The 25,779-nt window shown below is 62.0% G+C and carries 23 protein-coding genes and 1 pseudogene; 13 read left to right on the plus strand and 11 right to left on the minus strand.

The window, feature by feature from the left end; genetic code table 11:
• Positions 1 to 590 (minus strand): ribosome biogenesis GTP-binding protein YihA/YsxC (gene yihA / locus ACK1VC_RS26270; protein WP_449118147.1); only part of this gene is annotated, 590 nt, incomplete at its 3' end.
• Positions 591 to 791: 201 nt separating this feature from the next.
• On the opposite strand from yihA, the gene ACK1VC_RS26275 reads away from it, so the two are divergent.
• From ACK1VC_RS26275 to ACK1VC_RS26305, 7 genes and pseudogenes are all read left to right on the plus strand, one after another.
• The gene (locus tag ACK1VC_RS26275; RefSeq protein ID WP_016484276.1) at positions 792 to 1,094 is read left to right on the plus strand and encodes a c-type cytochrome; all 303 of its coding nucleotides are present in this window, start codon (positions 792 to 794) and stop codon (positions 1,092 to 1,094) included.
• A gap of 31 nt (positions 1,095 to 1,125) precedes the next feature.
• Positions 1,126 to 1,743, plus strand: a complete 618-nt coding sequence (locus ACK1VC_RS26280) for a c-type cytochrome (protein WP_016484277.1) — start codon at positions 1,126 to 1,128, stop codon at positions 1,741 to 1,743.
• Between the two features lie 151 nt (positions 1,744 to 1,894).
• Entirely contained in the window at positions 1,895 to 2,527 is a 633-nt protein-coding gene (gene dsbA / locus ACK1VC_RS26285) for a thiol:disulfide interchange protein DsbA (protein WP_016484278.1), read from the plus strand.
• 34 nt (positions 2,528 to 2,561) lie between these two features.
• Positions 2,562 to 3,394: pseudogene (locus tag ACK1VC_RS26290) on the plus strand (endonuclease/exonuclease/phosphatase family protein).
• A 27-nt stretch (positions 3,395 to 3,421) separates the two neighbouring features.
• Positions 3,422 to 5,338, plus strand: a complete 1,917-nt coding sequence (locus tag ACK1VC_RS26295; protein WP_197884360.1) for a GGDEF domain-containing protein — start codon at positions 3,422 to 3,424, stop codon at positions 5,336 to 5,338.
• 79 nt (positions 5,339 to 5,417) lie between these two features.
• Entirely contained in the window at positions 5,418 to 6,206 is a 789-nt protein-coding gene (locus ACK1VC_RS26300; protein ID WP_191087137.1) for an N-acetylmuramoyl-L-alanine amidase, read from the plus strand.
• 204 nt (positions 6,207 to 6,410) lie between these two features.
• Entirely contained in the window at positions 6,411 to 8,009 is a 1,599-nt protein-coding gene (locus ACK1VC_RS26305; protein ID WP_016484282.1) for an EAL domain-containing protein, read from the plus strand.
• A 14-nt stretch (positions 8,010 to 8,023) separates the two neighbouring features.
• On the opposite strand, the gene ACK1VC_RS26310 is transcribed toward ACK1VC_RS26305, so the two are convergent.
• Both ACK1VC_RS26310 and algB read right to left on the minus strand, forming a co-directional pair.
• Positions 8,024 to 9,805 (minus strand): KinB sensor domain-containing domain, encoded by a 1,782-nt coding sequence (locus tag ACK1VC_RS26310; RefSeq protein WP_191087138.1) that lies wholly within the window; start codon positions 9,803 to 9,805, stop codon positions 8,024 to 8,026.
• Positions 9,802 to 11,148, minus strand: coding sequence for a sigma-54-dependent response regulator transcription factor AlgB (gene algB, locus ACK1VC_RS26315; protein ID WP_016484284.1), 1,347 nt, complete (start codon positions 11,146 to 11,148; stop codon positions 9,802 to 9,804). The genes ACK1VC_RS26310 and algB overlap by 4 nt, the downstream gene beginning before the upstream one ends.
• 210 nt (positions 11,149 to 11,358) lie before the next feature.
• Here algB and ACK1VC_RS26320 point away from each other — a divergent pair, with 210 nt between their 5' ends.
• The 6 genes from ACK1VC_RS26320 to ACK1VC_RS26345 all read left to right on the plus strand — a co-directional run bounded on the left by ACK1VC_RS26320 (position 11,359) and on the right by ACK1VC_RS26345 (position 16,865).
• On the plus strand, positions 11,359 to 12,180 hold the full coding sequence (locus ACK1VC_RS26320) for a BON domain-containing protein (protein WP_191087139.1): 822 nt from the start codon (positions 11,359 to 11,361) through the stop codon (positions 12,178 to 12,180).
• A 174-nt stretch (positions 12,181 to 12,354) separates the two neighbouring features.
• The gene (locus ACK1VC_RS26325) at positions 12,355 to 12,645 is read left to right on the plus strand and encodes a hypothetical protein (protein WP_016484286.1); all 291 of its coding nucleotides are present in this window, start codon (positions 12,355 to 12,357) and stop codon (positions 12,643 to 12,645) included.
• Between the two features lie 43 nt (positions 12,646 to 12,688).
• Positions 12,689 to 12,850 (plus strand): DUF1328 domain-containing protein, encoded by a 162-nt coding sequence (locus ACK1VC_RS26330; protein ID WP_003252966.1) that lies wholly within the window; start codon positions 12,689 to 12,691, stop codon positions 12,848 to 12,850.
• 2 nt (positions 12,851 to 12,852) lie between these two features.
• Positions 12,853 to 13,323, plus strand: coding sequence for an inhibitor of vertebrate lysozyme family protein (locus ACK1VC_RS26335; protein WP_016484287.1), 471 nt, complete (start codon positions 12,853 to 12,855; stop codon positions 13,321 to 13,323).
• 746 nt (positions 13,324 to 14,069) lie between these two features.
• Positions 14,070 to 15,398 (plus strand): glutamate/aspartate:proton symporter GltP, encoded by a 1,329-nt coding sequence (gltP, locus tag ACK1VC_RS26340; RefSeq protein WP_016484289.1) that lies wholly within the window; start codon positions 14,070 to 14,072, stop codon positions 15,396 to 15,398.
• Between the two features lie 237 nt (positions 15,399 to 15,635).
• On the plus strand, positions 15,636 to 16,865 hold the full coding sequence (locus ACK1VC_RS26345) for a nucleoside recognition domain-containing protein (RefSeq protein WP_060519857.1): 1,230 nt from the start codon (positions 15,636 to 15,638) through the stop codon (positions 16,863 to 16,865).
• Here ACK1VC_RS26345 and ACK1VC_RS26350 read toward each other — a convergent pair.
• From ACK1VC_RS26350 to ACK1VC_RS26385, 8 genes are all read right to left on the minus strand, one after another.
• The gene (locus tag ACK1VC_RS26350; RefSeq protein ID WP_191087140.1) at positions 16,847 to 17,482 is read right to left on the minus strand and encodes an ABC-type transport auxiliary lipoprotein family protein; all 636 of its coding nucleotides are present in this window, start codon (positions 17,480 to 17,482) and stop codon (positions 16,847 to 16,849) included. The two genes, ACK1VC_RS26345 and ACK1VC_RS26350, sit on opposite strands and share 19 nt — an antisense overlap.
• Complete coding sequence (locus tag ACK1VC_RS26355) at positions 17,479 to 18,417, minus strand: MlaD family protein (protein WP_191087141.1); 939 nt, start codon at positions 18,415 to 18,417, stop codon at positions 17,479 to 17,481. The genes ACK1VC_RS26350 and ACK1VC_RS26355 overlap by 4 nt, the downstream gene beginning before the upstream one ends.
• Before the next feature lie 3 nt (positions 18,418 to 18,420).
• Positions 18,421 to 19,212, minus strand: coding sequence for an ABC transporter ATP-binding protein (locus tag ACK1VC_RS26360; protein ID WP_016484293.1), 792 nt, complete (start codon positions 19,210 to 19,212; stop codon positions 18,421 to 18,423).
• Complete coding sequence (locus tag ACK1VC_RS26365) at positions 19,209 to 20,342, minus strand: ABC transporter permease (protein ID WP_145913503.1); 1,134 nt, start codon at positions 20,340 to 20,342, stop codon at positions 19,209 to 19,211. The genes ACK1VC_RS26360 and ACK1VC_RS26365 overlap by 4 nt, the downstream gene beginning before the upstream one ends.
• Before the next feature lie 113 nt (positions 20,343 to 20,455).
• Positions 20,456 to 21,478 carry a DUF5924 family protein gene (locus ACK1VC_RS26370; protein WP_016484295.1) on the minus strand — a complete coding sequence of 341 codons (1,023 nt, stop codon included), beginning with the start codon at positions 21,476 to 21,478 and terminating at the stop codon, positions 20,456 to 20,458.
• 145 nt (positions 21,479 to 21,623) lie between these two features.
• Positions 21,624 to 23,030: a M16 family metallopeptidase gene (locus tag ACK1VC_RS26375; protein WP_191087142.1), complete on the minus strand. Its 1,407-nt coding sequence runs from the start codon at positions 23,028 to 23,030 to the stop codon at positions 21,624 to 21,626.
• A gap of 30 nt (positions 23,031 to 23,060) precedes the next feature.
• Positions 23,061 to 24,719, minus strand: a complete 1,659-nt coding sequence (locus ACK1VC_RS26380) for a Na/Pi cotransporter family protein (protein WP_016484297.1) — start codon at positions 24,717 to 24,719, stop codon at positions 23,061 to 23,063.
• 275 nt (positions 24,720 to 24,994) lie between these two features.
• The gene (locus tag ACK1VC_RS26385) at positions 24,995 to 25,765 is read right to left on the minus strand and encodes a TerC family protein (protein ID WP_016484298.1); all 771 of its coding nucleotides are present in this window, start codon (positions 25,763 to 25,765) and stop codon (positions 24,995 to 24,997) included.
• Between the last annotated feature and the right edge of the window lie 14 nt (positions 25,766 to 25,779).

Genomic DNA, 25,779 nt, shown 5'->3' on the forward strand with positions numbered 1-25,779 from the left:
ACGCGGTAGGCGTCTTCCACGCCCAGGCGCTTGGGTGCCGAGAACAGCTGGATGGTCACGCCATCGCCCCAGCCCTTGCGGATTTCCGACTGCACTTTCAGCAGGGTGTTCTTGCCCGCGCCGTGGGTCAGCTTGTCGGCTTTGGTCAGCAGAATATGCATGGGCATATGGCTGGCCTTGGCCCAGTCGAGCATCATTTTGTCGAAGTCGGTCATCGGGTGGCGCACGTCCATCATCAGGATCACGCCGCGCAGGCACTCACGGCTGCCCAGGTAGGCTTCCAGGTGTTTTTGCCAGTGTTGCTTGAGCGGGATCGGCACTTTTGCATAACCGTAGCCCGGCAGGTCGACCAAACGCCGTTCATCGTCCAGACTGAAGAAATTCAGCAGTTGGGTGCGCCCGGGGGTTTTCGAGGTGCGCGCCAGGCTGGCATGGGTCAGGGTGTTGAGGGCGCTGGATTTGCCGGCATTGGAGCGGCCGGCAAAAGCCACCTCGTAACCCTGGTCGTCCGGGCATTGTTCGACCTTGGCAGCGCTGAGGGCGAATGTGGCTTTCTGGCAGAGGCCGAGGATGGGGTTCTTGACTTGCATGGGATATCCGATGTGGGTGTTGCCTGACTCTGAAGGCCCGAGCCTGGCAAGCGGTGTCGTTTCCGTTTGGATGGCGGAAGTATATAATGCCCCAGTTTTTGTGTGCTCATTCTCCCAGCGAAGGAGAACGGGCATGGGGTGTCGAACAATAGCTCGCGCATCAGAACGCAGCGCGGCCCCCAACCCTGAAGGTCGTTCCGCATGGCGAAATGGCTGCTTGCTGTCGGTATGTTCCTGCCGGTTTTCAGCGCACAGGCTACACAGGATCCCGAGGTGTTGTACAACCGCACGTGTGCGGCCTGTCACACCGGGCAGTTGCCACAGGCACCCAGACAGGGTGACCGGGCAGCATGGGAGCCAAGGCTGGCGCAAGGCATGGATGTACTGGTGAAGCACGTGACCCAGGGTTTCAAGGCTATGCCGCCGCGTGGATTGTGCATGGACTGCAGTGCCGAGGACTACCGTTTGGTCATCCTTTGGATGAGCGGCAGTCCCGATACATAACATTTCACCCTTAGCCGTGTTGGATTAGCTGATGAACAAACTAGTCGTGAGTCTGCTGTTGACCCTGGGTGTCGCAGGTGCGGCCACTGCTGCGCAAACTGTCAAGGGCGATGCCGCCGCCGGTCAGGCCAAGACGGCCGTCTGTGGCGCCTGCCACAACCCCGACGGCAATAGCCTGGCACCGAACTTCCCTAAACTGGCCGGCCAAGGCCAGCGTTACCTTGAAAAACAACTGCACGATATCAAGTCGGGCAAGCGCACGGTGCTGGAGATGACCGGCATGCTGGCCGCGTTCAACGACCAGGACCTTGCCGACATCGCCGCCTATTTCTCCAGCCAGAAAGGCAGCGTGGGTGCCGCCGATCCCAAGCTGGTCGAACGTGGCCGTGCGCTGTTCAATGGCGGCGACCTGGAGAAAGGCATGCCTGCCTGCACCGGTTGCCACTCCCCCAACGGCGCAGGTATTGCTTTGGCCGGCTTCCCGCACCTGAGCGGCCAGCACTCGCAGTACGTGACCAAGCAGCTCACGGACTTCCGCGAAGGCAACCGCACCAACGATGGTGATGCCATGACCATGCGCACCATTGCCGGCAAGCTGAGCAACCACGACATCGAGGCGTTGGCCAGCTACATCCAGGGCCTGCATTAACTTTCGGTTAATGTTGTAGGCCAATGATGAAAGGGCGGCCGGGCCGCCCTTTTTTCAGTCCGCAGCCGTTACACTACAGAACTCGATCCCTTCCCGGCCTGTCTCAGTGCAGGTAGGGTCGTGGCGACCTATGACTGCTCAGGAGTAAAGCATGCGTAAACTGATTCTCAGCGCCGCGCTGGTCGCTGCCAGCGTATTTGGTATGACTGCCGTCCAGGCCGCCGAGCCTGTTGCTGGCAAGGAATACTTCGAGCTGAGCAACCCTGTTCAGGTTTCCGTGCCTGGCAAGATCGAAGTGGTCGAGCTGTTCTGGTACGGCTGCCCACATTGCTACCACTTCGAGCCGGTCATCAACCCCTGGGTTGAAAAACTGCCACAGGATGTCAACTTCAAGCGCGTACCGGCCATGTTTGGCGGCCCATGGGACGCTCATGGCCAGATGTTCCTGACCCTCGAAGCCATGGGCGTCGAGCACAAGGTGCACGCCGCGGTGTTCGACGCCATCCAGAACCAGAAAAAGCGCCTGACCGACCCGCAGGACATGGCTGACTTCCTCGCCACCCAAGGTGTGGACAAGGACAAGTTCCTGGCCACCTTCAACTCGTTCGCCATCAAGGGCCAGGTCAACCAGGCCAAGGAACTGGCGAAGAAGTATGAAATCACCGGCGTACCGAGCATGGTCGTCAACGGCAAGTACCGCTTCGACCTGGGTACCGCAGGCGGGCCGAAAGAGGTGCTGGACGTCGCCGACCAACTGATCGCCAAGGAGCGCGCCGCCAAGTAGGCGGCGTAACCCATGCCCCGCTTCAGAACCACGCGTGGCATTGGCCTGCACCAGCCGCAGGTCAACGAGCATCACCTGCAGGCCTCCGGCCTGCCCGAGGATGGTCGACTGCGGCTGCTCAGTTTCAACATTCAGGTCGGCATCAGCACCGAGCGCTACCGGCATTACCTGACCCGCAGCTGGCAGCACTTGCTGCCGCACAACGGGCGTGCCGGCAACCTGCAGAAGATTGGTGAATTGCTGGCCGACTTCGACCTGGTGGCCTTGCAGGAAGCCGACGGTGGCAGCATGCGCTCGGGCTACGTCAACCAGGTCGAACACCTTGCCCAACTGGGGGCCTTCCCTTATTGGTATCAGCAGCTCAACCGCAACTTTGGGCGTTTTGCCCAGCACAGCAATGGCGTTCTCAGCCGGCTGAAGCCGCAACTGCTCGAAGATCACCCGTTGCCCGGCCCGGCCGGCCGTGGGGCGATCCTGGTGCGTTTTGGTGAAGGTGAAGACGCCCTGATCGTGGTGATGATGCACTTGGCGCTAGGAGCCAAGACCCGCGCCCTGCAACTGGGTTACATCCGCGAGCTGATTGGCCGTTACCGCCACCAGGTGCTGATGGGCGACATGAATACCCATGCCGCCGACCTGCTGGAGCACTCGCCGTTGCGCGATCTGGGCCTGATTGCCCCGCAAGTCGAGGCAACCTTCCCCAGCTGGCGTCCGCAGCGTTGCCTGGACCATATCCTGCTCAGCCCAAGCCTCACGCTGGAGCGTGTCGAGGTGTTGGCGCGGCCAATTTCCGACCACCTTCCCGTTGCTGTCGAGATTCGATTGCCTGATGCATTGACTGTGGATACGCTGCCGGCCTTGAGCTAATTGCCATCACCGTTTGCGGACCCCGGCATGACTGAAGACGCTGAGCGCTGGAAAGAAAAATACCTTAAAAGCATCGAGCAGCAAGAAAAGCTCGAACGCCGCTGGGACGCCCGTCTCGACCTGCTGCGTCGTGGTCTGGTGCGCAGCACCCTGGCTGCCGAAGGCAGTGACAAGGTGGTGGACGCGTGCATGAAGGAGATGCGCGAGGTTATTCGCAGCGACAACATGGATGCTGGCCTCGCCGGGTTGATTCCGCGCCTGGAAAAAGCGGTGCTGGACTCCGAACAGCGCCGGGAAACCCGCATGAATCAGGTCAGCGATGCGTTGGCCGCGCTGGTCGGCCAGCTGCAAGGCTTACCGCTGCCCAGCGATATCTCGCGGCCGTTGAAAAAGCTGGCAAAAAAACTCGATGGTGGGGTTGCCCAGTCCCGCGATCTGCCGCCGCTGTTGGGCGAGCTGAGCGGCCTGCAGGGGCTTGCACTGTCGGCCCTTGGCAAACAGGCGGACGAAGCCCGGCCCGGCTTTTTGCAACGGTTGTTTGGCAGCCGTGAGGACGACCCACAAGGCGAGCCTGTGCCGGTGCCGGTGCCTGTAGCTGAGGCGCCCCAGGCTGTACAGGCCAGTACCGAAGCCCCGCAGCGTGACGATGTGGATGCGCTGCAACCGCTTTCCGCTTCGGCCGCCGAAGCGATCGGGTTGCCCGAACCGGATCGGGAGGTGTCTGGCCCGGCGCTGATTGAAACAATTGAAACATCAGCCGCCCAGCTGCCGCAGGATGATGCGCCCGACCTGGGGGCTGACGTCAGCGAACCTCTGGCAGAAGCACAGCCGGCACCCACGCTCGAAGAAACCTTCGGCGAAGACGGCCCCTATGCCCTGCCCTACGCGGTTGAACCGCCGTACAGCCAGGTTGCGGCGCACATCGAAAAGACCCTGATCGGCCTGCTCGATGACCTGAGCCTGCCCGAACGGCACAAGGCTCAGGCGCTGGAAATGCGCGAGCGAGTTGCCCGTGGCCTGAACTGGTACGAGCTGATCCCGGTGCTGGATGACCTTGCCGTGCTCATGCTGGCGATCACTGACAGTGGCCAGCACGAATTCGAAACTTATCTGCAACAGCTCAATGAGCGCCTGGAAGGGTTCCAGAGCCACCTGCACGAGGCCAGCGCCGGCCACGCCGACAACAGCTTTGCCGCTCGCGAGCTGGATACCCAGTTGCGTGAGCATGTCGATGGGTTGCAAACCAGTGTGCAGGGCGCCGCTGACGTCGATAGCCTCAAGCACATCCTGGAAAACCGCCTGGAAGGCCTGCTGGTCACCATGGACGAGCACAAGCACGAACGGGATCGCCGCGAGCAAGAGCTGGCGGGGCGCCTGCAAGGCCTGTCCGAGCGGGTGGCAAACATGGAGCACGAAGCGCTCGGTTACCGCGAGCACCTGGAAGAGCAGCGCCAGAAAGCCCTGCTTGACCCCCTGACCGGCCTGCCCAACCGCGCGGCCTGGAGTGAGCGGGTAGAGCGCGAAATGGTCGAATGGCAAGAGAACGGCGGCCATCTGGCCATGGCTATCCTCGACCTGGATCACTTCAAACGCATCAACGACAGTTATGGGCACCTGGCGGGTGACAAGGTACTGAAGATTGTTGCGGACCAGTTACGCAAGCGCCTGCAGGGTCGTGACTTCATCGCCCGTTTCGGTGGTGAGGAATTCGTCCTGCTGCTCCCTCAGAGGTCGCCGGCTGCCGCTGCCCAAGTGGCGGAAGTCATGCGGGCCACGGTGGAAGCCTGCCCGTTCCACTTCAAGGGCGAGCGGGTGGTCATTACCACCTCCATCGGCCTGGCTGCTTTTCGCTCCGGGGAGCGCGCCGACCAGGTACTCAAGCGCGCCGATGCGGCGCTGTACCGGGCCAAGGAGCAGGGCCGCAACCTGGTCGAACAGGGCTAGCCTGCAAACACTGACCCACGGTAAGCGCGGCCATGGGGAGCACGTTATACTGTAGCGCTGATTCGCTGAGGCCACTGACGTGCTTTCTACGCTAAAAAAAACGCTGATCCCCTTTCTGCTGTTGTCTATCGCCGGTTGCTCGACGGGCCTGCGCATTGACCGCAGCCACCCCTCGGCCAACCAGGACAACCGCATCCAGTTCGTTGTCCTGCATTACACCAATGCTTCGCTGGAGCGCTCCCTGGCGTTGCTTACCCATGGTGAGGTCAGCAGCCATTACCTGATCGGCGACGGCCCGGCGACGGTGTATCAACTGGTGGATGAGAACCGCCGTGCCTGGCATGCCGGTGACAGCCAGTGGCAGGGGCGCACCTGGCTGAACTCCTCGTCCATTGGGATCGAGATCGTCAATCCGGGGTTTACCGACACACCGAACGGCCGGGTCTGGCACCCTTACAGCGAAGCGCAGGTGCAATCGCTGATCGCGCTGCTCAAGGACATTGTCAAACGCAACAACATCGAGCCGCGGCACATCATCGGCCACAGCGATATTGCCCCGTTGCGCAAGCTGGACCCGGGGCCGCTGTTCCCGTGGAAGCGCCTGGCTGATGCCGGGCTGGGTATCTGGCCGGATGCCAACGCTGTGGCGCGGCAGCAGGCCTACTTCAGCGTCAACCCGCCAGGCATTGGCTGGTACCAGCAGGAGCTGGTGCGGTTTGGCTATCAAATCGAGCAGACCGGGGTGCTGGATGTGGCCACCCGGCATGTGATTGCCGCGTTCCAGATGCGCTTCCGCCCTCAGCGCTTCGACGGCATGCCGGATGCGCAGACGGCAGCGATGCTGCAGGTGCTTAACCGCATGCGCTGAGCCCTGCAGGAGCGGCCTTGTGTCGCGAACGGGCCCCAAAGCGGCCCCGGTGACCAGGCAAAAGCTGAGATCCCGGGGGCTTTGCAGCCCGTTCGCGACAAGGCCGCTCCTGCAAAGGCCTGCGTAAACTGCGGATAAGCGCCAAACGGTGAGGGTGATTCTCGATTCAGTTGCTATACCTTAGTTATCAACTGGATGCCTTTGATGTCAGCCATCATCACCCTGCTGCGCCAAATTTTTTACCGTCCCTGGATGCTGGCCTCCTTGGCAGCGCTGGCCAGCGCCGCCCTGTTGCTCTCTGCCAGCATTGGCATTGCCCTGCAACAGATGAAGCAAAGCGAGAGCGAGCAGATGAACGCCCAGGGCGAGCGATTTCTCGACCGCCTCGAACAAGTGTTTGGCCAGTTGCGTGAAGGGGTCGACCTGTTGCAGGCGCAGCCCTTGCGTGGCTGCAGCCCGGCGATGCTGGCGGCGTTGCAACAAGTGGGCCTGAGCTCGCGGTTCATTTATGAAGCGGCTTATGTGGACGGTGATGTCGCCTGCTCCAACCGTGGCGATGAGCGGGCGTTCGAACCTCTGCGGGCACCCGACATTCAGGGGCCGACCTACAGCTACTGGTTGAACACCACCACCGAACCCAACGAGAACCTGGCTGCACTCATGCTGGGCCGGGGCAAGTTCGTGGTCTCCACCTCGCGCGGGCACCTGACCGACGTGGTCGATCTGCCCCCGGGCGGCAGCCTGGTGGTGGTGCTGGACAACGGTGCCCGGGCCATTCCGGTACTCGGCCCGCCCCAGGTATGGCCACCGCCCTCCGCATGGTCGAACGGCCACAAGTCATTGCTGGAACTCAGTGATCGGCTGATCTACCGAATGCCGACCAAGTCGCCGGATTACCAGCTGGTGCTGATAGCCCCGAGGGCGAGCCTGCCGCTGAGGATGAACGGCATGCTCTGGTTGCTGTTCCCCGGTAGCGTGCTGGCGGCCTGCTGCATCGGTTGGCTGGTACTCCAGTTGATCCTGCAACGACGGTCGATGAGCTCGGAGTTGCAGAATGCCTTGCGCCGTGGCGAGCTGCAGGTGCTCTATCAGCCAATCATCGAGCTCGACAGCCGGCGTTGCGTGGGTGCCGAGGCGCTGGTGCGCTGGCGTCGACCGGACGGCACCCTGACCAGCCCGGACTTGTTTATTCCGCTGGCGGAGAACACCGGGCAGATTCGCCAGATCACCGATTTTGTCCTGCAACGGGTGCTTGAACAGCTTGGACAGCTACTGCGCTCGCACCCCAAACTGTACATATCGATAAACCTGGCGGCATGCGATGTGATGGTGCCGCGTATTGGTCGGGTGGCGGCCCGCCTGTTGGCCTTGCATCGAGTGGCGCCCAGCCAGATTGCCTTTGAGGTGACCGAGCGTGGCCTGATCGATGTGGTGGTAGCCCGTGACAACCTGCAGGCGCTGCGCGCCGTGGGGCATCAGGTGCTGATCGACGATTTTGGTACGGGTTATTGCAGCCTGGCCTACCTGCAGACCTTGCCGGTGGACTGCCTGAAAATCGACAAGGCGTTCATCGATGCCCTGGGCCATGATGCCGCCAGCAGCGGCGTTGCCCCCCATATCATCCGCATGGCCCATGACCTGCACCTGCGGGTGATCGCCGAAGGGATCGAGTTCGAGGACCAGGCGGTGCTGCTGAACAGCGAGGGGGTCAACTATGGCCAGGGCTGGCTGTTTGCCCGGCCTCTGAACGCCCGGCAATTTGCCGAGCTGGTGACCCGCGGGCACCTCCCGCGGCGGGTATAGGCGCGTTACCGCATTCAGACCGGCAACGCCATGTAGAACTGGGTCCCCTGCCCCGGTCGGGAAAATACACCCATGCGACCGCCGTGCAGCTGGACGATCTCCTTGCACAATGCCAGCCCCAGCCCAGCGCCGCCTTTCTTGCGACCTACCTGCACGAAGGGTTCGAAGATGCGCCCCTGCTGCCCATAGGCGATGCCCTCGCCGTTGTCCTCGACACTGATGATGACCCGTTCCGCATGCCGCCGGGCATGCAGGCGGATACGCCCGCCGTTGGCAGTATGGCGGACGGCGTTGTGCAGCAGGTTGTCCAGCACGCGGTCCAGCTGGGCGGCATCGGCCTGGATGCGCGGCAGCGGCGCTTCCAGTTCCATGGTCAATTCGATCTGCTTGTGCGCTGCCTGCTCCGCAAACCGCAGTCGCGCCCGCTCAAGCAGCTCGTCGAGGGAGCATGGGGCCAGGTCCAGCTTCTGCAGCCCGCTCTGGTAGCGCGAGAAGTTCAGCAGGTCGTTGATCAGCTGGGTCAGGCGCTGCATTTCTTCGCCGATGGTTTCCAACAGGTCGTTCTCGCGCGCCTCGGGCGGGAATTTTACCCGCTCGCGCAACAGGCCGAAGGCCATGTGCATGCCAGTCACCGGGGTACGCAGTTCGTGGGAGGCGCGCAGCACGAACTCGCTGCGCACCCGCTCGAAGGCCCTTTGCTCGGTCACATCGTGCAGCACCATCACCGCACCCAGGATTGGCCCCTGCGGGTGGCTGACCGGGGTCAGGCTGTAGGTGAGCAGGCGTGATTCTTCATCAACCTCCATGTTCAAATCGTCAGGTGGGCGGTCGAGGTTGCCCCCGCGTAGCACCTGGCGCAGCTGTTGCTCAAGCTCGGGGCGCTGCAAGGCTTCTGCGAGGCTGCTGCCGACGCGGCTGTCGTTCCAGCCCAGCTGGCGCTGCGCTACCGGGTTGAGGTGCTCGAGGCGGCCTTGGCGGTCGATGATCAGCAGACCGTCGTCAATGCTGTCGAGCACGGCCTGTAGACGTTGCTGACCAGCCAGCAGTTCGTCAACGTTGGTGGCCTGGTGCTTGCGCAAGGCATCGGCCATCAGGCCAAAGCGACGGGTCAGCTGGTTGAGCTCGGACGCCTGAGTGACCGGCAAGGTGACGTCGAAATTGCCTTTGCCCAGCTGGTCGGCCGCCTTGGCCAAGGCTTCGATCGGCTGGCCGAAACGCCGGGCGATGTTGTGCGCGGTGATAAAGCCCAGTACCAGCACCACCAGGCCCATCAGGCCCAGTACACCGCTGACCAGCAAGGCTCGGTCACGGGTGCGTTCCTCGCTACGGGTAATCAGGTCCAATGCCTGCCTGTGGGAATCGATCAGGTCGCTGCGGACCTGGTTGAATGCGGCCCCCAACGGCTGATCGAGACCCATGCTGCGAGCGGGTGCGGCGCTGTCGCGATAGGCCTGGAGGAAGGCCTGGTAATTGCTGCTGGCCTTGCTGAAACCGGTGCGTTCACCGCCTTGCTCCAGCCCTTGATTGAGCAGGGCCTGGAAGTTTTCCTGTAGCAGCCGCAGGCTTTCCGGGGCGGTGTCTTCATCCAGGATCAGGGTCAGCTGTTCGCCCAGGTTCTGGCGCAACTTCAGGCCCACTTCCAGGGCATGGGTGGTTTCACGCACCAGCTGCTGTTGCACTGTGGCCATCTGCAGCACGCTGACCAGGCCCAGCAGGAGCCCTAGCAATGCCACGGTCACCAGCGCCGAGATGCTGAGGAAAAGCCGCGTGCGCAGCTTCATGGGTGGCCACTTCATAGGTTGTACTGCTTGCGCTTGCGGTACAGGGTTGAAGCATCGATGCCCAAGGTCTTGGCGGCTTGGTCCAGGGTGTCGCTGGCGGCCAGCACGGCGCCGATATGGGCGCGCTCCAGCTCATCCAGGCTCAGGGCGGCGCCCACGCGCGGGGCATTGCTGGCGGGTTGTTCGCCCATGCCCAGATGGCTGATTTCCACGCGTTCCTGCGGGCAAATGATGCTGGCCCGTTCCACCACGTTGCGCAGTTCACGAATGTTGCCAGGCCATCGGTAGTTGAGCAGGGCCGAGCGTGCCTCGTCACTGAACCCGCGAGCGGGGCGGGAGTATTCCTTGACGAAGCGGGCAAGGAAGCGGTCCGCCAGGGTGAGGATGTCCTCACTGCGCTCGCGCAGCGGTGGCAGGTGCAGTGTGATGACGTTCAGGCGGTACAGCAGGTCTTCACGGAAGCGGCTTTCGCGCACCATCTCTTCGAGGTTCAGGTTGGTAGCGGCCAGAATACGCACATCTGCACGTCGGGTGACCGGGTCGCCTACGCGTTCGTATTCCTTGTCCTGGATGAAGCGCAGCAGTTTGGGCTGCAAGGTCAGCGGGAAATCGCCGATCTCGTCGAGGAACAGCGTGCCACCATCTGCCTGGCTGACCCGCCCCAAGGTGCTTTCGCTCGCGCCGGTGAAGGCGCCACGGGTATGGCCGAACAGCTCGCTTTCCATCAGCTCGGCGTTAAGCGACGGGCAGTTGATGGTCACGCAGGCTTTGCGTGCACGCTTGCTCCAGCCATGGATCGCCCGTGCCAGCTCGCCCTTACCGGTGCCGGACTCGCCCAGGATGAGGATGTTGGCGTCGGTGGTGGCGACCTGGCGGGCGGTTTCAAGCACCGCCATCATGGCCGGGCTATGGGAGTCGAGGCCGTCCTTGGGTTTGCGGACTTCACCTTCCAGGGCTTCCAGGCGCGCTGAAAGCTGGCGCACCTCCAGTTGCTTGGCCGTGGCCAGGCGCAACTGGTCGGGGCTGCACGGTTTGACCAGGTAGTCGGCAGCGCCGGCCTGAATCGCGTCTACCGCAGTGTCGATCGCCGAGTGCGCGGTAACGATCACCACGCGCATCCACGGGGCCTGGATACGCATCTGCGCCAGCACATCGAGGCCGTTGTCTTCACCGAGGCGTAAATCGAGGAAGCACAGGTCGAATACCTGTCGCTGCAGCAAGGTTTCGGCCTGGGCGGCGCTGTTGGCCGTGGCCACGCTGTATCCCTCGTCTTCCAGGCAGTAGCGGAAGGTGCGCAGGATCGCGGACTCGTCATCCACCAGCAGAATGCGGCCTTGGTTGTCCTGGGCTGATTCCATTTCCTGTGCTCCTTAGGGATAGATCTTTATTTAGTGTGGGAAAAATCGGGCAAGTTGCATGGTCAATTCTGAAGGATTCTGTCCTTTGCATGCTAGCCAACGGCCAAACGATACGTAAAAACCGCTATTTGCCAATGATTTACTTAGAGGCACGCACTGGCACATTGGTTGCGATGTTTTTCAGATTTTGCCTACGAAGGAGGAACAGCCATGCCCTTTTCCCTGCGTACTGCCGTTTTGGCAGCCACCCTGCTGCCAATTTTCACCCCGGCCGTGGCCGACCCGGTGCAGGACGCGCGCCTGGAAGGTGCCCTGCAAACCGCCCTGACACTGAACCGCATGCTCGACCCATTCCGTATAAAGGTTGAAGTGGACGGCAAGCAGGCGCGGCTTTCCGGTGAGGTGGAGAGCGAGGTCGAGCGGCAGCTGGCCGAAGATGTGGCCCGGGCCACCCGGGGCATCGAACACGTTGAGAACCAGTTGCAGGTCAATGCCCAACTGGTCGAGCGCCCGCTGGAGCAGCGTGCCTATGCCCAGCGCCTGGAGGACGCCACCCTGGCGGCGGTGATCCGCGCCCGGCTGTTGTGGAGCCGCACCACCGAAAAAGCACCTATAGAAGTACAGAGCAGCGACGGCGTGGTGACGTTGCGCGGCAGGGTCGACAGTGCCGAAGCCAAGGAGCTGGCAGGCGTGGTGGCGCGTACCACCGACGGCGTGCACTTGGTCAATAACCTGATCAGCCTCGATACCGCCGCCATGGCCAAGGCGCGGGAAACGCCGGTGGGGGCGCCAACCGGGCCGAAGCCCAGTGACAGCTGGATCATCGACAAGATCCAGAGCAGCTACCGCTTCAGCCGCAACCTCGATGGCCTGAACCTGAAGGTGGCCAGCGAATCGGGGATGGTCAGGCTGTCGGGTGAGGTGGTCAGCGCTGAGCAGAAAACCATCGCCGTGGAGATCGCCCGGCAGATCATCGGCGTACGCGGGGTAGATGCCGACCTGCTCAAGGTGGCGACCAAGGTTGAGGGATGATCGTGCAATTCGCACGACCCTGCAGGCGACATCGTGCAGGATACGTCCTCGCGGTTCACTTGATGATTATGTAAGTGATTGATTTATAAGCATTTTAATTAAATCAAAAGGCTGGCATGCAGGCTGCAATTACCTGTTCAGGTTTGAACAAAAATTACAGCAGGAGGAGCCGGCATGAACCGCCAATCCGTCAACCGCTCACAGATCGCCGCACTGCCTTTGCGCCAGATGCTCACGCTTGGCATGGCGCTGCTGCTGACCTTGGCTGCTGGCCTCTTCTATTACAGCTGGCAGACAGCGCGTCTGGCTGACCAGGTGGCAGCTCAAACTGCCCTGTTGACGCAAATTCAGGCAACCCGTGCCAACACCCTGGTCCAGGCGGCTGACCGCCTGCCAGCGGGCCAGGCCACTGCCTCACCGGCCACCCTGGAAAATGTCGTACCCCGGGACCGCTGGGTTTTCTGACCTGCCGACCCGATCGATTCCGCAAAAAGAAAGGAGAACTACCATGCTGAGCTGGGCTATCACTTTCCTCATCATCGCCATTGTCGCTGCCGTACTGGGCTTCGGTGGTATAGCGGGCGCTGCGACGGGTATCGCCAAGATCCTGTTCATTGTCTTCCTGGTGTTGTTCGTAGCCTCCTTCTTCTTTGGACGTGGACGAGGTTGAAGATGAGCAGGAAGCTTTGTTCGGCCCTTGCCGCCGCCCTGTTGCTGGGCGGCAGCGCGGCGGCCATGGCGGCCAATGACGGCCAGGTCCGGGTCGACCAGTTGCTCGGCTCGGACCCGGAGTATCGGGATACCTGGCAGGACACGATCAAGGGCGAGGAACGACTGCCCGATTGGGTAGTCAATCTGACCGGTAGTGCCCAGCAGCAGATGTCTGCCGTTACCGAAGACGGCGACAAATACTTGGTCGGCCCCCTGTGTGAAAAACAGGACAACTGCACCTACAAGCGGCTGATCGTGGCCTTCAGCTGGGACAAGGATGATGCCTACGGGATGCTCGTGGAGGTACCCGAGGGTTTGCCCAGCGACAAATCGCCCACTCGCCATGCGCAGTACCGCTGGCTGGGCAAACCCGATGACGGCATGAAGGCGATGCTGCAGGAGCAGCTCAAACGTGACCCTAACTGGTACTGAGCATTTTTTTGCCGGTATTGCGGTGAAAGGGTATCGACTGTCACGTAATAGAAGCTGAACCTTTCTATAGTTCAGCCTTCTATGATGCGCCGCCCCGAGGAGGGGCAGCACATGACCAAGGGGCCGGGCTGTTCTGGTTGCTAGAGAACCGGAGTGGCCTAGGGGTACAGGGAGTGCCTCCAGCAATGGGCCGGGTCAGGAAAGGCGGAATCGGAAGTATCAGGTCGGCGGTGTCACAGGGACACCTTGCAGACCTGACTTCCGAGGAGCCATGTAGGAAACGTCCCTCCCCTTGCGCGTTTTTTCCCTCAAGACACATTTTGTCTCGACCGTACATCAACTTTTTTTCGACCTCGATGGCGCTTCTTCAAGTGTCATTTCCGCCATTCGGATTGTCGAACAGGCCATCTTTCATGTGCTTTGCATACCGTCAAATCTGCCGAAATATGGCGGTTTGGACTTGTTCGGGATTCCGAACGTTATAAATCAAGCACTTGCCGACGCTCTGTTTTAGTGCAAATCGATATGCGTAAACGGCATGGGGTATGCGTTTCCGGCATTAGATTTCCCCCTTTGCCATCGCAATAGTTGCCGCCTTTTTCGCTGGCACGAGCGCCCTGTCGCTCGCCTGCGCTGTCCTTACATGAAGTCGCCGGAAGGAAGATTTGCTGCCCGTGACCTGGCCTATGGCTTTGTCACGGGCGTTTTCGTCCGGTGCCATGACCACTAGAACAAAGGGTAAAGACATGAAGAAGGCAAAACTGAGCCTCGCCTGGCAGATCGTCATCGGTCTGGTCCTGGGCGTTGCAATCGGCGCGCTGCTGAACCACTTCAGCGCGGAAAAGGCATGGTGGATCAGCAACGTTCTCCAGCCCGCCGGTGACATCTTCATTCGCCTGATCAAGATGATCGTCGTCCCGATCGTGATCTCGTCGCTGATCGTGGGTATCGCCGGGGTTGGCGACGCGAAGAAACTGGGCAGTATCGGCCTGAAGACCATCATCTACTTCGAAGTGGTGACCACCATCGCCATCGTCGTGGGTCTGGTGCTGGCCAACCTGTTCCACCCGGGCGCCGGCATCGACATGAGCACCCTGGGTACCGTGGACATCTCCAAGTACCAGGCCACTGCGGCTGAGGTGCAGCATGAGCACGCGTTCATCGAAACCCTGCTCAACCTGATTCCGTCGAACATCTTCGCAGCGCTGATGCGTGGCGAAATGCTGCCGATCATCTTCTTCTCGGTAATGTTCGGCCTGGGCCTTTCTAGCCTGCAGGCAGAACTGCGTGACCCGCTGGTACGCACCTTCCAGGCTGTATCGGAAACCATGTTCAAGGTCACCCACATGATCATGAACTACGCCCCGATCGGCGTGTTCGCCCTGATCGCCGTGACCGTGGCCAACTTCGGCTTCAGCTCGCTGCTGCCGCTGGCCAAGCTGGTGCTGCTGGTGTACTTCGCCATCGCCTTCTTCGCCTTCATGGTGCTGGGCCTGGTAGCCCGCGTGTTCGGCTTCTCGGTGATCAAGATCATGCGCATCATGAAAGATGAGCTGATCCTGGCCTACTCCACCTCCAGCTCCGAAACCGTGCTGCCGCGTGTGATCGAGAAGATGGAGAAGTACGGCGCACCGAAGTCGATCTGTTCGTTCGTGGTACCGACCGGCTACTCCTTCAACCTTGACGGTTCGACCCTGTACCAGAGCATTGCGGCCATCTTTATTGCCCAGCTGTACGGTATCGACCTGTCGTGGAGCCAGCAGCTGCTGCTGGTGCTGACCCTGATGGTCACCTCCAAAGGTATCGCCGGCGTGCCGGGCGTATCGTTCGTGGTCCTGCTGGCCACCCTGGGCAGCGTAGGCATCCCGCTGGAAGGCTTGGCCTTCATCGCAGGTGTCGACCGCATCATGGACATGGCCCGTACTGCACTGAACGTGGTGGGCAACGCCTTGGCTGCACTGGTCATCGCGCGCTGGGAAGGCATGTACGACGCGGCCAAAGGCGAGCAGTACTACGCCTCGCTGATGGCCGACAAAAAGGAAGCTGTAGTCGCTGGCGAAACCGCCAAGCGCTGAGCCTTACCGCTGTTTGATAAAGAGCCCCGACCTGTCGGGGCTTTTTGTTGTCTGTGAGATCTTGGGCCGCGTTGCGGCCCTATCGCGACGCAAGGCCGCTCCCACAAGGGCGGGCGTTCACCGATCTTTGTGGGAGCGGCCTTGTGTCGCGATACGAGGGCGCAGCCCTCGCCTGCGATCGCCAGTCAGGGGCTGCGATACGCTATCATTCGGGCATTTTTCAGGGGGTACACGCGGATGCTCAACGGCCTTTGGCTTGGCTTTTTCCTGGTGGCGGCGGTGTCCGCCCTGGCCCAATGGCTGGTAGGCGGGAACGCTGGCATCTTCGCGGCAATGGTCGAAAGCATCTTCGCCATGGCCAAGCTGTCGGTCGAGGTGATGGTGCTGCTGTTCGGCACACTGACCCTGTGGCTGGGCTTTCTGAAGATCGCCGAGAAGGCCGGTATCGTCGAATGGCTGGCCAAGGTGCTGGGCCCGCTGTTTGCCCGCCTGATGCCGGAGGTGCCGCCCGGCCACCCGGCTCTTGGCCTGATAACCATGAACTTCGCCGCCAACGGTCTGGGCCTGGACAACGCCGCCACGCCGATTGGGCTCAAGGCCATGCGCGCGCTGCAGGAGCTGAACCCCAGCAGCACCACCGCGAGTAACGCGCAGATCCTGTTCCTGGTGCTCAACGCCTCGTCGCTGACGCTGCTGCCAGTCACTATCTTCATGTACCGGGCCCAGCAGGGCGCGCCAGACCCGACCATGGTGTTTCTGCCCATCCTGCTGGCGACCAGCGTCTCGACCCTGGTCGGCCTGCTGTCGGTGGCAGTGATGCAGCGTTTGCGCCTGTGGGACCCGGTGGTACTTGCCTACTTCATCCCCGGCGCCTTGCTGCTGGGAGGGTTCATGGCCTTTCTCGGCACTTTGTCGGCGGCCGCGCTGGCCAGCCTGTCGTCTATCCTGGGCAACCTCACGCTGTTTGGCGTGATCATGCTGTTCCTGGTGATAGGTGCCCTGAAGCGGGTGAAGGTGTATGAAGCCTTTGTCGAAGGCGCGAAGGAAGGCTTCGATGTGGCCAAGAACCTGCTGCCCTACCTGGTGGCGATGCTGGTGGCGGTGGGTGTGCTGCGCGCCTCTGGTGCCCTGGAGCTGGCCCTGGACGGTATCCGTCATGCGGTGAACTGGATGGGCCTGGACACCCGCTTTGTCGAGGGCTTGCCCACCGCGCTAGTCAAGCCGTTCTCTGGCAGCGCAGCACGGGCCATGCTGATCGAGACCATGCAGACCCAAGGCGTGGACAGTTTCCCGGCCTTGGTGGCGGCAACGGTTCAGGGCAGCACCGAAACCACCTTCTACGTACTGGCCGTGTACTTTGGCGCCGTGGGCATCCAGCGCGTGCGCCATGCGGTAGGCTGCGCACTGCTGGCCGAGTTGTCCGGGGTGATCGCGGCGATCTTCGTCTGCTACTGGTTCTTCGCCTGAACCTTCAACTGATCCTGGTTGGCCTGGGCAATCGTCCAGTTCACCACCTGCCTCACCAGCTGGTCGCTGGCCTGACCAAAGCCGGCGACCACCGCTGACACCTGTTTGTCGGCAAGGGGCTGGCGAATCTCGAAGCGCTTGCTGGCCAGGATGCGCTGGTTGCGCCCCTGAACCAGACGGGCATCGTAGCGGATCACCACTTCCACCGCCCCGCCCGGGCGGTATTCACTCTGAAACGCCTGCAACTCGCCAGCCAGCTCGTAGTCGGCCTGCAGGTTGCTGTCGTCGGCACTCAAGCGCTGCACCTGGCCGTCACGCTGGAAACCATCGAGCAGGCGGTTGCGCAGCAGTACCGGGGCCGCATCGCTCCAGCGCGCGCCCTTGTAACTGCTGACCACATCGCCTTGGGGAATGACGGCAATGCGCGGGCCAGCCAACACCTCACTGGCCAGCGGTTTGTTCAGACGCAATGACCAGTCCAGCGGCGCCGCTGTGCGGCTGGGCTGGTTCACCGGCAGGCGGTAGAGGTCGACGGGCTCGGTCTGGGGCAGGATCGAGCAGGCACTGGCCAGGCTCAGCGAGGCCGCCAGGGCCAGCAGGCGCAACGACGGTTTCATGGCTGGAACTCCTTGTTGTTGTCGCGGCCGAGCAGGTAGCCGCTCGGGTCGGCCTCCAGTTGCCGGGAAATGCCTTTGAGCGCGTTGAGGGTTTCGCGCAGCTCGCGAATGGCTGGGGTTAGCTGGTTCAGGCCTTGTGCGCCGTCGCCGAGGGCCTCGCTGTTGTTCTTGAGCAGGTTGTTGATGGTTGCCGTACTTTCAGCCAGTGACTGCATGGCCTGCTCGGCGCTGCCGATCGCCTGTTTGCCTTGGCTGCCGAGCAGGCCGTTGGCGTTGTGCATCAGCGCCTGGGTTTCGGCCAGGGTCGCGCTGGCCTGCTTGCCCACCTGCACCAGCTGTTCGATGGCCTCGGCGATGCCACCGTGCTGCCCGGCAAAGGCGCCGGTGGTCTTGTCGAGGTTGGCCAGGGTGTTGCTGAGGTGGCCGATGTTGTCTTCCGAGAACATCTGGTTGGCGTTGTGCAGCAGCAGGTTGACGTTGGTGACGAGATCGCTGCTGTCATTGAGCAGGCGCGAGATCGGCGACGGCGAGGCAATGATCACTGGCAGCTTGCCGTCCTTGCCCTTCAGTTCAGGGCTGTGCGGAGTGCCGCCGCTCAGCTGGATGAACGAGTTGCCTGTCACGCCGGCCAGGGTCAGCTTGGCCTGGGTGTCTTCTTTCACTGGGGTGTCGCCGCTCAGGCGCACCCGGGCCAGTACCCGACGCGGGTCCTTCGGGTCCAGCCGCAGGGTAGATACATCACCCACCTTGATACCGTTGTACTGCACCGGGCTGCCGCGCGACAGGCCGGAAACGGCTTCGTTGAACACCACTTCGTAATCCTTGAAGGCGTCATCGACACTGGACTTGGTCAGCCATAGGCCGAACAGCATGGCACCAGCCACCACCAGGACGGTGACCAGGCCGATAAGGACATGATGGGCTCGGGTTTCCATTGCTCAGCGCTCCTGCCTGGCACGGGTGGCAGCCTGCTCGGCTGCGCGCCCGCGTGGGCCGTGAAAGTATTCTTGAATCCAGGCGTCGTTGGTCTGCTCGACCTCGGCCAGCGGGCCGGCCACCAGGACCTTTTTTTGCGACAGCACCGCGATGCGGTCGGTAATGGTGTACAGGGTGTCGAGGTCGTGGGTGATGAGGAACACCGACAGGCCCAGCGCATCACGCAGCGTCAGGATCAGCTGGTCGAATGCGGCGGCGCCGATCGGGTCCAGGCCGGCGGTGGGCTCGTCAAGGAACAGGATGTCCGGGTCCAGTGCCAAGGCGCGAGCCAGCGCTGCACGCTTGATCATGCCCCCTGACAGCGAGGACGGGTACTTGTCGGCGGCCGAGATTGGCAACCCGGCCAAGGCCAGCTTGACGCCGGCCAGGTGCTCGGCATCGGCGCGGGACAGCCCGGCGTGTTCGATCAACGGCAAGGCCACGTTTTCGGTGACGGTCAGCGAAGAGAACAGTGCGCCCTTCTGGAACAGCACGCCGAAGCGCCGTTCGACCAGTGAGCGCTGTTCTTCGCGCAGGCCCGCAAGGTCCTGGCCGAACACCTTGATCAGCCCTTCATTGGGCCGGCGCAGGCCAATGATGCTGCGCAGCAGTACCGACTTGCCGCTGCCCGAACCACCGACCACGGCCAGGATTTCGCCACGGTAAAGGTCCAGGTCGAGGTTTTCATGCACAACCTGGCGGCCGAAACGGTTGCAGATGCCGCGGGCTTCGATCACTTTTTCCCGAGCATTCACCAGCCCATCTCCATGAAGAACAGGGCGGCCACGGCGTCCAGGACGATGACCACAAAAATCGACTGCACCACCGCAGAGGTGGTGTGTGCGCCCACCGATTCGGCGCTGCCGCTGACCTTGAAGCCTTCGAGGCAGCCGATGGCGGCGATCAGGAAGGCGAAGAACGGCGCCTTGGCCAAGCCCACCAGGAAGTGCTGCACGCCTATATCGGTTTGCAGCAGCGAGAGGAACATCGCCGGCGAGATGCCCAGCGACAGGGCGCATACCACTGCACCGCCGACAATGCCGCAGATCATCGCGATGAAGGTGAGCAAGGGCAGTGAAATCAGCAGTGCCAGTACCCGTGGCACCACCAGCAGCTCCATCGGGTTCAGGCCCAGGGTACGGATGGCGTCGATTTCCTCGTTGGCCTTCATCGAGCCGATCTGCGCGGTGAAAGCGCTGGCGGTGCGGCCGGCCATGAGGATGGCGGTCAGCAGCACGGCGAACTCGCGCAGGAACGAGAACGCCACCAGGTCCACGGTGAAAATGGTCGCGCCGAATGCGGCCAGTACCGTGGCACCGAGGAAGGCCACCACCGCGCCCACCAGGAAGGTCAGCAAGGCGACGATGGGGGCCGCGTCCAGCCCGGTCTGTTCGATATGTGCCACAACCGGCGTGAGGCGCCAGCGGTGCGGTGTCAGGGCGCGGCGTAGCAGGGTCTCGAGGATGACACCGATGAAACCGAGCAACTGCATGGAGTCTTGCCACAGTGTGCCGACGGCACGGCCGATGCGTTCCAGCAGCATCAGCAGGACGTTGCGCTCGGGCTCCTTGACCGGGATGCAGTAGTCCTGGACCGAGCAGTAGACGTTCCTGAGCAGTGCGCGGCTGGCTTCGGGCAGGTCCTCGGCACAGTGTGACAGGCGTTCTGAGCCGAGCAGCTCGGCCAGCAGCGAGGCCCCGGCGGTGTCCAGGCGGCCCAGCTGGCTGAGGTCGGCGACGGTGTCAGCAGTGTAGTGCGCGCGTAGCTGCTCGCTCTCGCGCCTGAGGCTGGCGTAGTGCGCCAGTGTCCAGTCACCGGTTATGCGCAGGCAGGCCGGTTGGCTGCTGGCATCCAGGGTGGCGCTGGGTGGGGTCATAGGCTCCATGCAATTGACTCGGCGCTAAGGCTTAAGGGCTGATCATAGCGCAGCCGGCATGGGCTGTTAGGTGATTATGTGCTGTGTGTTGATGCCCCGGGGGCGCATAGCGCCCCTTTCATTTACTGCGCTGGCGTGTCGTCGACCACCTTGAAACGCAGTACGCCAATCACCTGGCCATCTTCGGTCAGCACCCTCACCTGCCACTTGCCCACCGGGTTTGGCGGGAAGTTCTGCTTGTGGGTCCAGGCCCGGTAGCCTTCCTTGCGCCCGCCATGGATGTCCAGGGCGATGCGGTCCACCTCTTTGCCGTCCTTTTGCCACACATGGTAGATCCGCTCGTTCAGGCCGCGTGGTGCGTTGATGGCGGTGTAGGCGTACAGGCCGCTGCTGCGTATGCGGCTGGCGGCAATTTCGTCCAGCGACTCGCCGGGCTGGCGGTTCAGCACTTCGGTACTCACCGCCACCTCGGTCATCCACAGGGTTGCTGGCGGTACCCAGGAGCGCAGCAGCCAGCCCCCGGCACCGACCGACAGGGTGACCAGCACCAGCGCCACGGCGCGGCGCCAGTTGTTGATCGGGAAGCTGCTGGCCAGGCTGGGGAAAGACAGCGCCATGGCCGCGATCAGGGCCAGCTTGAAACTCTGCGCGGTGGTCAGGTGCAGGATGATCGGCAGCGCGGTCAGCAGGGCGGCGAACAGCGTCAGGGTATGCAGCGCCAGGAACAGCCAGCGCCGTGGTGCCAGCCATTTGTAGTACAGCGGATCGATGATCGAAATCAGGCCTGCGGCACCGAGCAAACCGGTGAACACCAGCTGGCCGCTGTTCCAGGTGGTGGTGATGAAGAAGAACGGCAGCACGAAGAACAGCGTTTCCTGGTGGATCATCTGCGTCGCGTAGCGCAACAGCGGCTGCGGGATTTCGCGGTTGAAAGTACGCGCGAACAAGCCGGTGAGGGTGTTTTCCAGCATCAGCCAGACCCAACTGACCAGCATGAGCACGGCAACCCAGCTGGCCAGGCCGGCTTGCCTGTCGACCAGGATGAAGCTGCCTATACCGGAGAGAAAACCGCCGAGCGCGATGATGCCGGGGTAGCGTTTGAGCAGTTCGATGATGCGCTGGACGATATGGGGAATTTGGGGCATTAGGGGCTACAACAGAAAGGATGAGTTGGCTGTCCGGGCCCCTTCGCGGGCATGCCCGCTCCCACAGGGTTTGCCACTTGTGCAGTCCCTGTGGGAGCGGGCGTGCCCGCGAAGGAGGCGGTACTGGCAAAAGGATACCGCCGATTCACCGCTGCCGTGTAGCACCACTCGGCCGTTCAGGCCCATGCCGCCGCCAGCGCAGCAACCCTGCTGCCAGGACCACCCCCACAAGCAAGGCGATCAAGCCGTAAAGCTCGTCATAGCCAAGCAACGGCTTCTCGATGCGCACATAGCCATCTTCCTTGAGCAGTTCTTTCAGCGCCTCGTTGGCCTGTTCAAGGCTGACCTGGCGCAACTTGCGCACCGGGTTCGCAAAACGCCCGTCGGTATAGTCGTTCAGCGCTCCCCAGTAGTAGTCGGCCAGGGCACTGTTGCCCTGGGTGCTCCAGCTTTCCTTGGCCACGCTGGCGTCCTTGATGCGGGCGAAGGTGTCCGGGTCGAGGCCTTCCTTGCGAAGGTGTTCGAACAGGGCCTGCATCACCTTCACTGCCTTGTCGATGTCATCGCGCTCCAGGTCGGCGTTGAGGCTGAGCAGGCCGGTGTCGCCAAAGCTCTCACGCTGCACCGTGGGTCCGTAGGACAGCCCGTTGCGCAGGCGCAGCTGGTCGTACAGCGCCCAGTCCAGGTAGCGTGACAGCAGGTCGAGGGTGGCCTGGTGGTCGTTGTCCAGCACCGGTTCGATGAACAGCCAGTGCAGCTTGACGCCATCGCCCAGCCAGCCGCGGGTCAGGTCGCGACGCTGCTCCGCCTGTTGGTTGATGCTTTCAAGGTTGCGGCGCTCTTCCGGTTCAGTGGCGGGTAGCTCGCCAAAGGTGCGCTCTAGATAGGCCGGTAAGAGGCGGTCAAGGCCACCGACCATGATCAGGGTCATGTTGTTGGCGGCGTACCAGCGATCACGCAAGGCTTGCACCTGCTCCAGGGTCATGTCGTCGATATTGGAGCGCTCCGGGCATTTCAGGCCCAGCTCGGTGGCCAGCTGGTCGCTGGCAGGGTGGCCGATGTCCTGGCGGTCGAGCCAGCGCTGCAGGTGGCCATAATGGCCGCCATCTTCGCGCTCGATGATGCGCTTGGCAGTGGTCAGGGCTTTGGCGTCGATGCGGGTTTCGCGGATAACCGCCAGCAGCAGGTCGAGGACCTTGCGCTGGTTGCGCGCCGGGGCTTCGATGACAAAGGTGGTGTCGGCGCTGCTGGTGTAGGCGTTCCACTCGCCACCCAGCGCTTGCAGGCGCTCTTCCAGGCCGCCCTCGCCCGTTTCGTCAATGCCGCTGAACAGCAGGTGCTCAAGCAGGTGAGGCAGTTCTTTCTGCTCGCAATCGAAGTCGTCCAGGCCCACCCCGACCACCAGGCGGATTGCCACGTGGTCACGTTCGTAGCCGTTTTTCAGGATGATCTGCAGGCCATTGGGCAGCAGGTAGCCCTCGACTCGCGAGCGGTCGAGGGCCAATGAGGGCAGGCTGCAGATCAGCAGGCAAACGAACATCAGGCAACGCATGGGCGAGCGAGGGTCCTTTTGTAGGCAGAATCAGGGCAGACGGGCTTCGTCCGGTACGCTGTCGAGCATCAGGCCGCCGGTGTCCGAGCCGCCTAGTACCACATAGGCACTGCTGCAGAACAAAGAGTTCAACCGTTTCATGTCGGCAATCAGTTCCAAGTGTAGCGAACTGGTCTCGATGCTTTGCACCACCTTACGCTGCAAGCGGCTGACATGGGCGTGCGCCAAGCGCCGTTCCTGGGCGCGAAAACGGCGTTTTTCCCGCAGCAGCAAGCGGGCGCTTTCCGGGTCGGCGCTGAGAAACACCGACAGGCCCAGGCGCAGGTTGGCCAGTAATTGCTCCTGCAGGCCGGTCAGCTCCTCCAGGCCTGTTTGGGAAAACTCCCGGCGCTGGCTGGTTTTTTGCTGCTGGACCTTGCGCAACATGCGCTCGATCAGGTCGCAGGCCAGCTTGAGGTTGATTGCCAGTTCGATGATCTCCGCCCAGCGGCGGTTGTCCTGCTCGCTAAGGTCTTCGCGGGACATCTGCGCCAGGTACAGTTTGATCGCGCTGTACAGGGCTTCGGCGTCTTCGGCCAAGGCGCGAACCTGCTGTGGCAGGGCGGTCTGGGTTCCGCGCAGGGCGCCGAGCATGGCTTCGAGCAGGCTGTCGACGATATCGCCCAGGCGCAGGGTTTCGCGGGCGGCGTTGGCCAAGGCCAGGCTGGGCGTTTCCAGTGCCGAAGCGTCCAGATGGCGTGGGCGCACTTGCCCGTTACCGGTTTCGCGCTCAGGCAGCAGTGTATTGCACAGCCGGCCCATGAGTTTGACTGTGGGTAGCATCAGCAGGCAGCGCAGCGTGTTGTAGAGCAGGTGAAAGCCGATGACCAGCTCTTGTGGGCTGAAGCTGAGCGAGTCCATCCACTCCACCAGTGGGTGCAGCACCGGGATGATCAGCACCAGGCCAAACAGCTTGTACAGCAGGCTGCCCAAAGCTACCCGGCGCCCGGCGGTGTTCTGCATGCTGGTGCTGATGAAGGCCAGCAAGCCACTGCCGATGTTTGCGCCGACCACCAGGCCGATGGCCACCGGCAGGCTGATGACTTCGGCGCCGGCCAATGTCGCAGTGAGCAGCACGGCGGCCAGGCTGGAATAGGAAATCATGGCGAACATGGCGCCTACCAAGGCGTCCAGCATGATGTCGCCGGTCAGCGAAGCAAACAGCACTTTTACGCCTTGTGCATGGGTGATAGGCGCAGCTGCCTGCACGATCAGCTCCAGTGCCAGAATGATCAGGCCAAGGCCGATACCTACCCGACCTAATTGGCCAGCGCGCGTCTGCTTGCGCGAGAGGAAGAAAATAACGCCCAGGAAGATCAGCAGCGGTGACAGCCACGACAGGTCGAAGGTCAATACCCGGGCCATCAACGCGGTACCCACATCGGCACCCAGCATGATCGCCAGGGCCGGGGTCATGGCCATCAGGCCCTGGCCGACGAAAGACGTGACCAACATGGCGGTGGCGTTACTGCTTTGCACCATGGCGGTGACCAGAATACCGGCTATGAAAGCCAACGGACGCTTGTCCATGTTCTGGCTGATGATGCGCCGCAGGTTCGAACCGAATACCCGAAGGATGCCGGTACGCACGATGTGGGTGCCCCAGACCAGCAGCGTCACGGCCGAAAGCAGGTTGAGCAGGGTCAACATGGCGAAGGCCCCCTGTTGCACTGGCCCATAGGGCCCAGAAAAAGAAACGTGAGCGTTTGAAGAATTTTCGGTGCTCACTCAAAGCTTTAGTTGTTTTGCGCAGCTGTCGCCAGCTTCGCATGGCAGTCATTTATTTGAAACACATGGAAATGAATGATTGCCTGTGCGCGCTTTTTTGCGGGGTGAACCCGCTCCCACAGGGATCGTGTTCAGAAAGCGGGCATGAAAAAGGGCCCCGAACGAAGGGCCCTTTGGTTTTCCTGCACTCCCTGGTTTTATTGACCCGGGATGTCCTTGCGCAGTTTCACCGGCTCCTGTTCTGTGCCTTTCTTGCGGGCCGAGGCAGTGCGCATGCGGATGTTGATAGCTTCCACTGCCAGCGAGAAGGCCATGGCGAAGTAGACATAACCCTTCGGTACGTGCACCTCGAAAGCCTCGGCGATCAGCACGGTACCGACCACGATCAGGAACGACAGTGCGAGCATTTTCAGCGACGGGTGTTTGTCGATGAAATTGCTGATCGCACCGGCGCACAGCATCATCACCAGCACGGCTACGACGATGGCGGCGATCATCACCGGTACGTGGGAAACCATGCCCACTGCGGTGATTACCGAGTCCAGCGAGAACACGATGTCGATGATGGCGATCTGGATAATGGTGTAGAAGAACTTGCCACCTGCGCCTTTTGGCTCATCCGGGCTTTCGTCCTCGCCTTCCAGGCCGTGGTAAATCTCTTGCGAGCTTTTCCACAGCAGGAACAGGCCACCGAAGAACAGGATCAGATCACGTCCGGAGATGCCCTGGCCGAACACCACGAACAGGTCGGCAGTAAGGCGCATGACCCAGGTAATCGACAGCAGCAGCATGATGCGGGTAACCATGGCCAGGGCCAGGCCAAAGATCCGGGTGCGCGGCTGCATGTGCTTGGGCATGCGGCTGACCAGGATCGAGATCATGATGATGTTGTCGATACCGAGGACGATCTCAAGCGCGGTAAGGGTAAAAAAGGCAACCCAGATTTCCGGGCTGGTCAGCCATTCCATGTAATTTCCTTCGA

The sequence above is a fragment of the Pseudomonas sp. XP2 genome, assembly GCF_053557975.1.

Coding starts and splice junctions, on each gene's coding strand:
- ACK1VC_RS26275 (WP_016484276.1), top strand. CDS start 792: ATGGCGAAATGGCTGCTTGCTGTCGGTATGTTCCTGCCGGTTTTCAGC.
- ACK1VC_RS26280 (WP_016484277.1), top strand. CDS start 1,126: ATGAACAAACTAGTCGTGAGTCTGCTGTTGACCCTGGGTGTCGCAGGT.
- dsbA (WP_016484278.1), top strand. CDS start 1,895: ATGCGTAAACTGATTCTCAGCGCCGCGCTGGTCGCTGCCAGCGTATTT.
- ACK1VC_RS26295 (WP_197884360.1), top strand. CDS start 3,422: ATGACTGAAGACGCTGAGCGCTGGAAAGAAAAATACCTTAAAAGCATC.
- ACK1VC_RS26305 (WP_016484282.1), top strand. CDS start 6,411: ATGTCAGCCATCATCACCCTGCTGCGCCAAATTTTTTACCGTCCCTGG.
- ACK1VC_RS26310 (WP_191087138.1), bottom strand. CDS start 9,805: ATGAAGTGGCCACCCATGAAGCTGCGCACGCGGCTTTTCCTCAGCATC.
- algB (WP_016484284.1), bottom strand. CDS start 11,148: ATGGAATCAGCCCAGGACAACCAAGGCCGCATTCTGCTGGTGGATGAC.
- ACK1VC_RS26320 (WP_191087139.1), top strand. CDS start 11,359: ATGCCCTTTTCCCTGCGTACTGCCGTTTTGGCAGCCACCCTGCTGCCA.
- ACK1VC_RS26325 (WP_016484286.1), top strand. CDS start 12,355: ATGAACCGCCAATCCGTCAACCGCTCACAGATCGCCGCACTGCCTTTG.
- ACK1VC_RS26330 (WP_003252966.1), top strand. CDS start 12,689: ATGCTGAGCTGGGCTATCACTTTCCTCATCATCGCCATTGTCGCTGCC.
- ACK1VC_RS26335 (WP_016484287.1), top strand. CDS start 12,853: ATGAGCAGGAAGCTTTGTTCGGCCCTTGCCGCCGCCCTGTTGCTGGGC.
- gltP (WP_016484289.1), top strand. CDS start 14,070: ATGAAGAAGGCAAAACTGAGCCTCGCCTGGCAGATCGTCATCGGTCTG.
- ACK1VC_RS26345 (WP_060519857.1), top strand. CDS start 15,636: ATGCTCAACGGCCTTTGGCTTGGCTTTTTCCTGGTGGCGGCGGTGTCC.
- ACK1VC_RS26350 (WP_191087140.1), bottom strand. CDS start 17,482: ATGAAACCGTCGTTGCGCCTGCTGGCCCTGGCGGCCTCGCTGAGCCTG.
- ACK1VC_RS26355 (WP_191087141.1), bottom strand. CDS start 18,417: ATGGAAACCCGAGCCCATCATGTCCTTATCGGCCTGGTCACCGTCCTG.
- ACK1VC_RS26365 (WP_145913503.1), bottom strand. CDS start 20,342: ATGGAGCCTATGACCCCACCCAGCGCCACCCTGGATGCCAGCAGCCAA.
- ACK1VC_RS26370 (WP_016484295.1), bottom strand. CDS start 21,478: ATGCCCCAAATTCCCCATATCGTCCAGCGCATCATCGAACTGCTCAAA.
- ACK1VC_RS26375 (WP_191087142.1), bottom strand. CDS start 23,030: ATGCGTTGCCTGATGTTCGTTTGCCTGCTGATCTGCAGCCTGCCCTCA.
- ACK1VC_RS26380 (WP_016484297.1), bottom strand. CDS start 24,719: ATGTTGACCCTGCTCAACCTGCTTTCGGCCGTGACGCTGCTGGTCTGG.
- ACK1VC_RS26385 (WP_016484298.1), bottom strand. CDS start 25,765: ATGGAATGGCTGACCAGCCCGGAAATCTGGGTTGCCTTTTTTACCCTT.